Below are 12,494 nucleotides of genomic sequence, written 5' to 3'. Positions count from 1 at the left end.
CAGGCCGCTGCCGTCCGGACGGGACTTGCCGTCAGACCGCGATCGGATCCGGATCCGCCGCGCGGTCGACGATCCAGGCGTTCTCATGGCGGCGGATCGTGGAGACCGACAGGTTGGCGGGACCGGATCGGGTGTCGGGCGCGCCGCCGAGGGTGTGCAGCAGCGACATGATCGTGATGCCGCTCGTCACGACGAGCACCTCGGATCCGGCCTCCGCCGCATCGTGCAGGGCCTCGATCGCCCGCACGGCCACGGCGGCAGGCGCCTCGGCGAACGGATCCGTGGCGGCGAGGGCATCCAGCGTCGCGATGAACGGCATCTCCGCGTCGGCGTGGTCCTCCATGAGCCGGGAGAAGCGGCGGATGTGCATGCCTTCCAGCGCCCCGAAGCTCAGCTCGCGCCAGCGCGGGTCGGGCACGGCGGCGAGCTCCGAACCGGCGGCCGCGAGGAGACCTGCGGCGGTCTCGCGGTGCCGCATCCCGTCGCCCGAGAACGCGGCGTCGAAGCGGATGCCCGCCGCGGCGAAGTCGAGCCCGCGGGTGGCGGCCTGCTCGCGTCCGGTCGGAGTGAGCGGCGCGTCGGACCAGCCCTGGATCCGCTCCGCCGCGTTCAGCATGCTCTGCCCGTGCCGCACCACCCAGATCCGCGTCATGGATCCAGCCTAGGTCGAGGGCGACCCCCGGGGGTGGGGTCGCTGGGGCTCAGAGCGACGGCCACCACGCCGGATCCGTCCACAGCCCGAGCTCCTGCTCGAGTGCAGCGCCGACTCGGAACACCGTGGCGTCGTCGAAGGTGCGTCCGACGATCTGCACCCCCGTGGGTACGCCGTTCGGCGCGATCCCCGACGGCACGGCCAGTACCGGCACCCGCCCGATCACGTTGAACGGCAGGGTCATGAGCTGGGAGAAGATCGCCCTGCTGTCGGTGCAGGGCTCGTCGGCGGCCAGGCCGGTCGATGCGACGGTCGGGCAGAGGAGCACGTCGAACTCCTGCATGAGCTCGCCGAACGGTCGGTAGAACGCCGACTCCGCCTCGAGCCCGGTCACGAAGTCGCCGCCGTTCGCGGCGGACTCGGCGAACGCCCGCGTATACGGCATGAGCTGGGCGGTGCGCTCGGGATCGCCGTCGGCGATGGACTCGATGAACGGTCCCATGACCGCGCCGAAGTGCGGCCAGCTCGTCTGGAGAACCCGCTCCGGTCCCCACGGCAGCTCGACCTGCTCCACCGCGGCGCCTGCCGCGCGAAGCGCCGCGACGACGGCCATGGTGTTCGCGACGACCGCCGGATCCACCGCGTATCCGCCGAGGTCGAGGCAGACCGCGATCCGCATACCGTCGAGCGACGAGACCTCGCCCGACACGGTGACGACCTCGCGCAGCGACGCGGCGTCCCCCGCCCACGGGCCGGAGATCACGTTCTGCAGCAGCGCCACGTCGGCGACGCTGCGTCCCATCGGCCCGTCCGCGCAGTAGGTGTCGGAGTTGAACGGGGCCATCCCCGGCACGCGCGCGAACGGGGGCTTGAACCCGACCACGCCGCAGAACGACGAGGGGATCCGGATCGATCCGCCGATGTCGGATCCGGTCGCGAGGATCGTGGAACCGCTCGCGAGCACGGCGCCGGAGCCGCCGGAGGACCCGCCCGGGGTGAAGTCGGTGTTCCACGGGTTGCGGGTCACGCCCCAGAGCGCGGTGTGGGTGACCGGGGCGCAGCAGTACTCCGGCGTGGTGGTGCGCCCGTGCACCACGGCGCCGGCCGCGAAGATGCGATCCACGATCGGGTGGGTCTCGGTGGCGACGTGCCCGCGCTCGAGCAGGCTGCCCTCCTCGGCGGTGCGGCCGGCGATCGGCTGCTCCTCCTTGAGCATGAGCGGGATGCCCTCGAGCGCCCCCGTGGGTCCGCCGTCGGCGAACCGCCGTTCGGACGCAGCGGCGGCGAGGCGAGCCTCGTCGAGCCACTGCTCGGTGACGGCGTTGATGGCGGGCTCGGTCGCCGCCGTGCGTGCGATCACCGCATCGAGCAGCTCGACGGGGGAGAGCTCGCGACGGCGGAATCGCGCGGCGGCCTCGGTCGCAGTGAGGTGGTGCAGCTCCATGGGGAATCCTTTTCCGAGATGGGGTCGTTGAGCGAGAACGCTTCTGGCGCGGGGTGGATCCGGTCAGGCCGGGACGGGAACCGAGTCCAGCAGCAGCCGGGTGTACTCGTGCTGCGGGTTCGTGAGGATTTCGGTCGTCGCGCCGCGCTCCACGATCTCGCCGCGGCGCATCACCAGGGTCTGCTCGCACACCCGGCGCACGACGGCCAGGTCGTGGCTGATGAACAGCAGGGTCAGACCCTGGCGGCGCCGGATGTCGGCGACCATGTCGAGCACCTGCGCCTGCACGGAGACGTCCAGCGCGCTGGTGGCCTCGTCCATCACGAGCAGGTCGGGCTCGATCGCGAGGGCGCGGGCGATCGCGACGCGCTGGCGCTGCCCTCCGGACAGGGTCTTCGGGCGGGCGAGCGCGTGCTCCTCGCCCAGGCCGACCGCGGTGAGCAGCTCCAGGGCGCGATCGGCCGCGGCCGCCTTGTCGAGACCCGCGTGCAGCCTCAGCACATCGCCGACGGCCTGACCTGCGGGGATGCGCGGATCTAGCGACAGGTACGGATCCTGGAACACCATCTGCACGCTCTTCGCCCGCGCGACCCGTGCCTCGCGACCCGTCGCGTGCCCCGCGATGTCGCGCCCGCCGATCCGGATCGTGCCCGCATTGGCCTGCTCCAGGCCCACGATCATGCGCGCGAGGGTCGACTTGCCGGATCCGGATTCGCCGACGACGGCGAGGGCGCCGCCCACCGGGATCTCGAGGGTGGCGTCGGCGACGGCGCGGACCTCGCCGCGTCCGCGCACCCGGTACGTCTTCGAGACGCCGGCGACCTCGACCATGGCGGAGCCCGGACCGGAGGCCGAGCCCACGGCGCTGTCCGATCCGCTCAGCCGCGGTGTCGCCGCGACCAGGCGGCGGGTGTACTCGGCCTGCGGAGCGCGCAGCACGTCGAGCGCGGGCCCCTCCTCCACCACGGCGCCGTCCTTCATGACGACCAGCCGGTCGCACAGGGACCCGGCGAGGTTGAGGTCGTGCGTGATGAAGAGCATGCCCATGCCGCGTTCGGCGCAGAGCTCGCGCAGCACCTGCACGATCTCGGCCTGCGTGGTCACATCGAGCGCCGTGGTGGGCTCGTCGCACACCAGCAGGCGTGGCGCAGTGGTCAGGGCGCCCGCGATCATGACGCGCTGCAGCATGCCGCCGCTCAGCTCATGCGGGTGCTGATCCAGGTGCTCGGCGGGGGACGGCAGTCGCACGTCGGCGAGCAGCTCGGCGGCACGCGCACGCGCACGACCCCGTGACCAACCCTCATTCAGTCGCAGCGCTTCCGTGAGATGGTCCCCGATCGTGCGCATCGGGTTGATGCCCGCGCGCGGATCCTGGAACACCATCGCCGCGTCGGCGCGACGGATCGCGCGCAGCGACGCCGGCGCGAGCGGGGAGCGGCCGTCCACCGACACGGATCCGCCGATCTCCGCCCGCTCGGGCGTGAGCCCGAGCACCGTGCGCGCGGTGAGCGATTTCCCGGATCCGGACTCGCCGACCAGGCCCACCGTCTCGCCGGGGGCGACGGACAGGGTGATGCCGTGCAGCAGGCGCGTGCCGTTCGGCAGATCCAGCGTGAGCTCGCGGATGTCGAGCAGAGCGGACGCGGAGTGCGCCGCAGCCGTGTCGAGAAGTGCGGCGGTCATGCGGGGATCTCCCCTCCGATGCGGTCGGAGAGATCCTCGCCGACGATGTTGACGGCCACGACCACGAGCACCACCACGATGGCGGGCGCGATGGCGGGCAGGAACTGGCCTGCGGCGATGCCGGACTGGGCCTCGTTGATCATGGCACCCCAGTCGGCCGTCGGCGCCTGCACGCCGAGGCCGAGGAACGACAGCCCGGCGAGTTCTGCGAGCACGTAGCCGAAGTTCAGCGTCGACTGCGCCCCCACGATCGGGGCGATGTTCGGCAGCACGCGACGCAGCGCGATCCAGGAGCCGCCGAAGCCCTGCACGCGGTAGGCCGCGACGTACGGGCGGGTGCGCTCGGCGGCCACCAGCGAGCGGGTCAGCCGCGCCACGAACGGCGCGTAGGAGATGCTCATCGCGATGACCGGGGCGACCAGGCCCTTGCCGAACAGGGCGACGGCCATCATCGCGATCAGCAGCGACGGGAACGCGAACAGCACGTCGAAGACCCGCCCCAGCACGGCGTCGATCCAGCCGCCCCGCCAGCCGGCGAGCAGGCCGAGCAGGATGCCCAGCACGGTGGAGAACACGACGACGAGCAACGGGCCGAGCAGCGCCGTGCGGCCGCCCCAGATGATGCGGCTGAGCAGGTCGCGACCGAGACTGTCCGTGCCGAGCCAGTGCGCCGGCGACGGGGCCGCGTAGAACGCGGTGAAATCGACGGCGTCGGGGTCGTACGGGGCGACCCACGGGGCGAGGATCGCGGCCAGAGTGACCACGGCGAGGACCACCATGCTGGTGATCACGATGCCGCGCCCTCGCAGCTTCTTGGGCATGCGCAGCACGCGCACGGCCAGGGTGGGGGTGGGGACGGTCATCGTGCACCAGCTCCTGCGGCGGATCGCGGGTCGATCCAGGGTTCGAGGATGTCGATGATCGCGTTCACGACGACGAAGGCGGTGACCACGAGCAGGACGATCGCCTGCACGACGGGGAAGTCGAGGCGGTCGACGGAGCCGACCAGGAGCGAGCCGATGCCGGCGAGGCCGAAAGCCTGCTCGACGATCGAGCTCGCCACGATGAGGCCGGCGACGAGCACGCCGGACACGGTCAGGATCGGGCCGAGCGCGTTGCGCAGCACGTGCCGGCGGACCACGGCCAGCCGGGTGATGCCGCGGGAAGTGGCGACCTCGACGTGCTCGCGGTTCAGCTGCTCGACCATGGCCGAGCGGGTGACCTTGCCCACGAGCACGATGAACACGATCGCCAGGGCGATGGACGGCAGCACCAGGTGGTACGCCATGTCCCAGAATCCGGATCCGGACCCGAACGACGGGAACCAGCCCAGCTGCACCGAGAAGATCGCGATGAGCACGATGGATCCGACGAATGAGGGGATCGCTCCGAGCACCGTGAGGGAGATGAGGATCCCGCGGTCGGCGGCACGGCCCTTGTTCAGGGCGGCGATCGCGCCACCGATGAGGCCGACGACGGCGATGATCGCGCCGGCCATCACGACGAGCATCAGGGTGACCGGGAGGCGGTCGCCGAGCACGACCGTGACGTCCTGGCGGAACTGCAGGGAGCGGCCGAAGTCGCCGTGCAGCACGCCGGCGATCCAGCGCAGGTACTGCTCCCACGGGGGCAGGTCCAGCCCGTACTGCGCGGTGACGTCGGCGATCGCCTCGGGAGAGGGCTTGCGGCCGCGCAGCAGGAATCGGATCGGGTCGCCCGGCACGAGGAACCGGGAGAAGAAGACGAGGAGCGAAGCGAGGAAGAGGGTGAGCAGCAGCCCGCCCAGCTTTCCCGCGACGCGGCGGAGAGTGCTCATGGCGTCACCTGTGGTCTCGGCCGGCCCCGGAGCGGCGCGGCGTGCGTGTCGCTCCGGGGGTTCGGCTCATCGGGTGGGGTCGGGCGGATCAGCGCTTGCCGATTTGGGCCGCCCACGGGTAGTAGAGGAACGCCATCGAGGGGTCGAGGCCGGTGATGCGCTTGCCCAGGAACAGCGGCAGCGGGCCGGAGGCCAGCGGGATCCAGGGCAGCTCCTCGTTCGCGATCTGCTGCGCCTTGGCGGTCAGCGCGCTGCGCGCGGCCGGATCCATCGTGCCCACGGCCTCGTTCACGGTCTTGTCGAACTCCTCGTCGCTCCAGCCGCCGTAGTTGCTGAAGTCGCCCGTGCGCAGCACGCCGTACATCTCCAGGGCGTCGGGGCTGGACAGGTACCAGACGGTGTAGAACAGGTCGACCCCTTCGCGAGCGCTCGGGTCGCTGAACAGCGCCGTGTACTGCGCGGGGCTCACGGTCGTGATGGTCAGCTTCAGCCCGATCGACTGAGCGGCGGCCATGGTCGCCTGCGAGACCACGGAGAAGTCGTTGCCGATCGGGGCGGTCACGTAGACCAGCTCCTTGCCGGTCGCGCCGGCCTCCTCGACGAGCTTCTTGGCCTTCGCGACATCCTGCTCGTAGTGCGTGATGTCGTCGAAGGCGGCCTTCTTCGCCGCGTCGGAGGCGGATCCCCAGACCAGCTTCGTCGTCAGCACATCGGTGACCTCGCCGATGTTCTGCGAGGCGCCCTTCAGGATGCCGGGGCGGTCGAGCGCCAGCATGAGCGCCTGGCGCACGCGCTTGTCGCCGAGCACGCCCTTCATGTTGCTGATCACGAGGTCGCTCGTGGCCGTGGACGGGGCGTACAGCACGTCGCCCTTGCCCGAGGCCTGCAGCTGCGCGGCGGACTCGAGCGGGATCATCCAGGATCCGTCGACGCTGCCCGACTTCATGGCGTTCACACGGGCGGTGGCGTCGGGGATGATCGAGAAGGTCATCTCCTTCGACTTCGCACGCAGATCGGTGTCCCAGTAGCCGTCGTAGCGCTCGAGGGTGAGCGATTCGCCCGACTTCCACTGCTTCAGCGAGAAGGGGCCGGTGCAGTTGACGCCGCCGGTGGAGTTGCCGTAGTCCTTGCCCTTGGCCGCGAGGGTGGCAGCCGACTCGATGACACCGGCGGATCCGCCCATGCCCTGGTTGAACTGGGAGTCGGGGATCTTGGTCTTGACCGTGACCTCCATCGGCCCGGTCTGGGTGATCGAATCGACGTTCTGATACACGGAGAACCAGCTGGATCCGACCTGCGGGTCCATGATCCGCTGCATCGAGGCCACGGCGTCCGCCGCCGTGAGCGCGGTGCCGTCGTGGAAGGTCACGCCGTCGCGCAGCTCGTAGACCCAGGTGAGCGGGTCGGGGTTGGAGAAGCTCTTCGCGAGGCCCGGGCTCAGCGAGTAGTCGGGGTTCAGGCGCAGCAACGACTCGCACACGTTCGCGAGCACCTGGTTGTCCGGGTAGTCGAACGCGTAGGCGTAGTCGAGCGTGGCCGGCTCGGCGTACAGCGCGAACGAGAACGAGTCGATGTCGCCGCTCGGCTTCGCGGTCGTGGTGGTGAGTTTCCAGTCGGCGGTGGCGGAGTCGCCGCCGGTCGCGCCGCCGGAGCATGCGGTGAGCGCGGTCGCGGTGACGAGCGCGGCGGCGCCGAACGCCGCGGCGCGGATCAGGCGGCGCGAGGCGCCGCGGTTCGGGCGGGTGCGGGTCATGACAGCTCCCCTTCTTCATCGATGGAGGTGGTGCGGGTGGCGGCGGAATCGGCGGTCTCGACGCTGTGCAGCAGCACGCCGTCGATCCAGGTCTGGGTGACGCGGCTGGTGTGGATCTCCGAGGCCGCGACCTCGAACGGCGACGGATCGAGAACGACGAGGTCGGCGCGGTAGCCGGGCTTGATGCTTCCGGTGTCGTGTTCGCGGTGGTTCACGTAGGCGCTGCCGGAGGTGTACGCGGCCATGGCCGTGGCCAGGTCCAGGCGCTGGTGCGCGCCGCCGAGGGGCTCCCGGTCGGACCCCGGCACGGTGCGGTTGACGGCGATGTGGATCGCGTCGATCGGCGCCGCGCTGGAGACGGGCCAGTCGCTGCCCGCCGCGAGGCGGACCCCGGCCCGCACGAGGTCGCCGAACGGGTACTGTCGCGCCTCCTGCCCTTCCTGCAGGAAGGGCAGGGTGAGTTCGTCGAGCTGATCCTCGTGCGTCGCCCACAGCGCCTGCAGGTTCGCGACGGCGTCGAGCGGGGCGAAGCGCGGCACGTCCTCCTCTGCCACGATCTGCAGGTGCGCGAGGTGGTGGCGGTTGTCGGTCGGGCCGTTCGCGTCGCGGGCGTCCCGCAGGGCGTCGAGGGCCTCGCGCACGGCGCGATCGCCGAGCGCGTGCATGTGCACCTGCTGCCCCGCCGCGTCGAGCGCCGTCACGTACGCGCGCAGGCGCTCCGGGTCGATGAAGCTCAGCCCGTGGTTGTGCGTGTCGTGGCCGTGGGCATCGCGGTAGGGCGTGAGCATCGCGGCCGTGTGGTTCTCGGCGACGCCGTCGACCATGATCTTGGTCGTGCCGATCTCGAGCCGCTCGGGCGATCCGAGGGCTGTGACGCGCTGCCGCTCGGCGACCATGTGCGCGACCTGCTCGATGCCGCCGTCGCGCTCCCACCACTGCGCGCCGGTGACGTGCACGCGCAGCGTGCCCTCCGCGAGGGCGTGCTCATAGGCCGGGAGCGGGTCTGCGATGCCTGCGCCGCCGCCGCCGACCATCGCGTCCTGCCAGCCCGTGATGCCGAGGGCGATGAGCTCCTCCTGGGCGCGGAGCAGGCCGCGGTATCGCAGTTCTTCGCTGGTCACCGGACGGACGGCGCCGAAGAGGTCGCCGGCGCCCTCGTGGAACGTCCCCGCCGGGTGGCCGTCGCCCTCGCGGATGACGACGCCGTCGGAGGGATCCGGGGTGTCGGCGGTGACGCCGGCGCGTTCGATCGCGGTCGTCGAGGCCCAGACGCTGTGGTGGTCGCGGCTGGACAGCAGCACGGGACGGCCCGGTGCGGCGGCGTCGAGCAGGTCGCGCGTCGGGTTGCCGCCGGGGAAGCTGTCCATCGACCAGCCTCCGCCCAGGATCCACTCCTCGTCGGGGTTCGCCTCGGCGTAGGCGCGCACGGCCGCGACGGCCTCCTGCGCGGATTCGGTGCCGCTGAGGTCGCACTGCAGCAGTTCCACCCCGCCGCCGACGGCGTGGATGTGCGCGTCCTGGAAGCCGGGGCTGAGCAGCGCGCCGTGGAGGTCGATCAGCTCGACCGACCCCTCGGGCTCGGCGCCGAGCAGTGCGGCCAGCTCGGACTCGGGCACGATCCGGTCGATGCGCTCGTCGCGCACGATGACGGCCTGGCCGCTGAGGGGGGTTCCGGTACCGGTGAACACCGATCCGCCGTGGAAGACGCGCGTCGTCATCATCCGCCTTTCGCCGTTGAAGCAGAGGGCCCGCCGGGCTGCGGGTCGCGATAACGCTAACCAGAGTCCGCGGCGATGTCAACGGTGTTGACTAAACTGGTGACGGAGTGGTTGTGTACGTGGGACGATAGGAACCAGGAGGGGGCATGCCCGTGAAGAGGAGCAGCCGGACCGCACTCGACGACGTGTCCGCATCGACGGAGAAGGCCGGGCCGACCCGGCCTCGCCTGGATCCCGAGCTCATCGTGGCCACGGGGCTGGAACTCGCCGCGACCGGGGCGACGACGATCTCCGTGCGCGAGCTGGGCGCCAGGCTCGGGGCAGACCCGACAGCGATCTACCGCCACTTCCGCAGCAAGGACGACCTCATGCGCGCCCTGCTCGACGAGGTCACGCTGCGCGCCGTGCAGAGTGTGGATATCCCGGCCGAGGACTGGCGAGGGCGGCTGCGCGCCATGGCCGGCGCGACGCTCGACCTGTATTCCGAGTATCCGGCCGTCGGGGCGGAGGCGACGATCCTCACCACGCACGGTCCGGGCGAACTCGGCGCCATCGAGCTCATGCTGCAGGCGTTCACCACCGCGGGGTTGAGCGGGGCCGACGTGGTGCGGCACTACGCGCTGCTCGCGTCGCACGTGCTGTCGACCGCGGCGGGCATCGCGCGAGCGCGGGCGGAGCGCGCCGACGGCGAGGTCGACGGACCCTGGTTCGACGAGCCGCCGCTGGCGGATCCGCGGGTCTACCCCCGCATCGCGGAGCACACGGTGGCGCTGGCCTCGCTGCGCGACCGTGAGCTGTTCTTCCTCGGCGTGGACCAGATCCTCGACTCCGCCGCACGCGCCGCAGGTTGAGAGCGCCGGTGGCACGCTGAGAGCGTCGGGGGCACGCTGAGAGCGCCGGCCGCACGCTGAGAGCGCCGGGGGCACCGGCGGCAGTGGCGGTCCGCCGGATCCTCGCGTTCACGTCGCAGGTTCTGCTGCACCTGGTCGGGGGAAGCGCCGAAAGTGCGACCTGAAGGCCTTCGGCTGTGACGATCAGCACACCCTGCCACGATGCGCACGCGTGTTGACGTGGATCCGTGTGCCGATCGTCACCTCGTGTGCTGATCGTGACGAGTCGGATCCGAACCAGTGAGCCGTCGACCGCTCGTCCGCGGCGTCCGGCTCAGGCCGGCAGGAGCTCGCCGACGAGCTCCTTGATGCGGCGGCGGATCTCGTCGCGGATGGGGCGGACCGCCTCGATGCCCTGCCCCGCGGGGTCGTCGAGCGTCCAGTCCTCGTAGCGCTTGCCGGGGAAGAACGGGCAGGCGTCGCCGCAGCCCATCGTGATGACGACGTCGGAGTCCTGCACGGCCTCCGTGGTGAGCACCTTGGGCTGCTCCGCGGCGATGTCGATGCCGAGCTCGGCCATCGCCGCCACGGCGACGGGGTTGATCTGGTCGGCCGGCAGCGACCCGGCGGAGCGCACCTCGATGCGGTCGCCCGCGATCTCGCGCAGGAACCCCGCGGCCATCTGCGATCGGCCGGCGTTGTGCACGCAGACGAAGAGCACGGCGGGGGTGGCGTCGGTGGTCATGCTTCTCTCCTCGTTTCGGGTTCAGCCTACGGCGACCGGACGGACGCCGATCTGCAGGACCGGGACGGCGCAGCAGCTTTCGCCCGCGGTGTCGAAGTCTCCGGATCCACCGCACACCCCGGTGCTCGGGAGTGCCAGCTCGTTGCGGTCCGCAGCCTCGTCATCTCCCGCGAGGTGCGCCGCGACGCTGCGGACCTGTTCGTAGCCGGTGAGGGCGAGGAAGGTCGGTGCGCGGCCGTAGCTCTTCGCCCCGACGATGAAGAACCCGGGTTCCGGCTGCGCGAGCTCCCGTGCTCCGGTCGCGCCGACGGATCCACACGAATGGACGTTGGGGTCGATCTCGGCTGCGATTCCCGCGACCGCCTCCAGGGCGGGATCGAGGGCGATCCTCAGCTCGGTCAGGAAGGAGGTGTCCGGCCGGAATCCGGTGAGCGCGAAGACGTGGGCGACGTCAGTGACCTCGCGTCCATCGTCGGCCACGACGGTGATGCCGTCCGGGTGCGCGCGGAGCTCGTCGACACGGAACCCGGTGATCACATCGACGAGACCCTTCTCCATGGCGCGGCGAGCCCGGATGCCGAGCGCGGCGCGTTCCGGCAGGCCGTCGCCGGCACCACCGCCGAAGACCGACCCCACGCCGCCGCGACGGAGAACCCAGGTGACCCGGGTCCCCGGCTCCGTGCGTGCCAGATCGGTGAGACGCAGCACGGCGTGCGCGGCGGAGTTGCCCGCTCCGACGACGAGCAGGTGCTGCCCGGCCAGATGCGAGACGTCGTCCGGGATCCGGTACGAGACGCGCCCACCGGCGACATGCTCGCCGAGTGCGGGCAGGCCGCTCGCGCCGGCCGGGTTGGGCGTCGACCAAGTGCCGGAGGCGTCGAGAACGGCCCGCGCGCGGATGCGGCTCTCATGGCCGTCGGTATCGACTGTGTGCACGAGGAAGGGAGCGTCGCGGCGGCCGGAGTCCACGACCCGGTCGCGACCCGCCCGGGTGATGCCTGTCACCGTGATGCCGGTGCGGACGCGGTCTCCCAGCGCCGCCGCGAGGGGCGCGAGATAGCGGTCTACCCACTCGCGACCCGTCGGGTAGCCCTCGGCCGGCGCGACCCATCCGGTCTCTTCGAGCAGGCGATGCGCCGCGGTGTCGATGAGCTCCGGCCACCCGGAGAACAGCCGCACGTGCCCCCACTCCGAGACGGCGGCTGCTGGGGTCGCGCCCGCCTCGAACACGACGACCTCCTGCCCGCGCTCGAGGAGATGTGCAGCGGCGGCGAGCCCCTGGGGGCCCGCGCCCACGACGACGACAGGCAGCTCTGACATCCGCACTCCTCAGGGGTCGGGAACAGTCTCAGATTGAAAGATGTGAATATGACTACGGTCCAACACGTATCGACGAATGTCAATACGTGAGAGGATGTCGTCATGACGCTCCCCGTGACCATCGTCGTCGACGCCTCCTGCTGCGCGACCGCGCGGGAGCCTCGGATCGCTGCCGATGAGGCGGAGAGCATCGCGCGGGTGTTCAAGGCGCTGGGCGATCCGACGCGCGTGAAGCTGCTCTCGCTCATCGGCGCCGGCGAGGGCGGCGAGGCGTGCATCTGCGATCTCACCGAGCCGGTCGGGCTGTCGCAGGGCACAGTCTCGCACCACATGAAGCTCCTCACCGAGGCCGGCCTCGTCACCCGCGAGCAGCGGGGTAAGTGGGCGTACTTCGCGATCGACGAGGGCGCACTGGATCAGGCGGCGGCGTCGCTGCGGACGATCTGAGGCGGATTCTCCAGGACTGGCGCGGGACCGGATCGGGTGATGAGTGGATCCGGTGGTGAGCCGATTCGTCCTGCGTGGGAGCCCTG

Annotated in this window: 11 protein-coding genes; 2 read left to right on the top strand and 9 right to left on the bottom strand. The window is 71.2% G+C overall.

Annotated features, from left to right (window positions below; genetic code table 11):
* Positions 1-31: 31 nt before the first annotated feature.
* The 7 genes from LXM50_RS12815 to LXM50_RS12785 form a co-directional block, all read right to left on the bottom strand.
* Complete coding sequence (locus LXM50_RS12815; protein ID WP_233311714.1) at positions 32-652, bottom strand: histidine phosphatase family protein; 621 nt, start codon at positions 650-652, stop codon at positions 32-34.
* A 49-nt stretch (positions 653-701) separates the two neighbouring features.
* Positions 702-2,096 (bottom strand): amidase, encoded by a 1,395-nt coding sequence (locus LXM50_RS12810; RefSeq protein ID WP_233311713.1) that lies wholly within the window; start codon positions 2,094-2,096, stop codon positions 702-704.
* Positions 2,097-2,159: 63 nt separating this feature from the next.
* Positions 2,160-3,779 (bottom strand): ABC transporter ATP-binding protein, encoded by a 1,620-nt coding sequence (locus LXM50_RS12805; RefSeq protein ID WP_233311712.1) that lies wholly within the window; start codon positions 3,777-3,779, stop codon positions 2,160-2,162.
* Positions 3,776-4,642, bottom strand: coding sequence for an ABC transporter permease (locus LXM50_RS12800; protein ID WP_233311711.1), 867 nt, complete (start codon positions 4,640-4,642; stop codon positions 3,776-3,778). The genes LXM50_RS12805 and LXM50_RS12800 overlap by 4 nt, the downstream gene beginning before the upstream one ends.
* Entirely contained in the window at positions 4,639-5,595 is a 957-nt protein-coding gene (locus tag LXM50_RS12795; RefSeq protein ID WP_233311710.1) for an ABC transporter permease, read from the bottom strand. The genes LXM50_RS12800 and LXM50_RS12795 overlap by 4 nt, the downstream gene beginning before the upstream one ends.
* A gap of 88 nt (positions 5,596-5,683) precedes the next feature.
* Complete coding sequence (locus LXM50_RS12790) at positions 5,684-7,348, bottom strand: ABC transporter substrate-binding protein (RefSeq protein ID WP_233311709.1); 1,665 nt, start codon at positions 7,346-7,348, stop codon at positions 5,684-5,686.
* Positions 7,345-9,066: an amidohydrolase gene (locus LXM50_RS12785; RefSeq protein WP_233311708.1), complete on the bottom strand. Its 1,722-nt coding sequence runs from the start codon at positions 9,064-9,066 to the stop codon at positions 7,345-7,347. Before LXM50_RS12785 ends, LXM50_RS12790 begins: the two co-directional genes overlap by 4 nt.
* A gap of 146 nt (positions 9,067-9,212) precedes the next feature.
* Between LXM50_RS12785 and LXM50_RS12780 the strand changes: the two genes are divergently transcribed.
* Complete coding sequence (locus tag LXM50_RS12780) at positions 9,213-9,917, top strand: TetR/AcrR family transcriptional regulator (RefSeq protein WP_233311707.1); 705 nt, start codon at positions 9,213-9,215, stop codon at positions 9,915-9,917.
* A 313-nt stretch (positions 9,918-10,230) separates the two neighbouring features.
* Here LXM50_RS12780 and LXM50_RS12775 read toward each other — a convergent pair whose 3' ends face one another.
* A complete protein-coding gene (locus tag LXM50_RS12775; protein ID WP_233311706.1) occupies positions 10,231-10,641 on the bottom strand; it encodes an arsenate reductase ArsC in 411 nt (136 codons plus the stop codon).
* Between the two features lie 21 nt (positions 10,642-10,662).
* The gene (locus LXM50_RS12770) at positions 10,663-11,961 is read right to left on the bottom strand and encodes an FAD-dependent oxidoreductase (RefSeq protein WP_233311705.1); all 1,299 of its coding nucleotides are present in this window, start codon (positions 11,959-11,961) and stop codon (positions 10,663-10,665) included.
* A 102-nt stretch (positions 11,962-12,063) separates the two neighbouring features.
* On the opposite strand from LXM50_RS12770, the gene LXM50_RS12765 reads away from it, so the two are divergent.
* Entirely contained in the window at positions 12,064-12,408 is a 345-nt protein-coding gene (locus tag LXM50_RS12765; protein ID WP_233311704.1) for a helix-turn-helix transcriptional regulator, read from the top strand.
* Positions 12,409-12,494 lie beyond the last annotated feature (86 nt).

It is taken from the genome of Microbacterium sp. Au-Mic1 (genome assembly GCF_021341785.1).
Lineage (GTDB): Bacteria > Actinomycetota > Actinomycetes > Actinomycetales > Microbacteriaceae > Microbacterium.
This window is presented reverse-complemented; position numbering and strand designations above follow the sequence as displayed.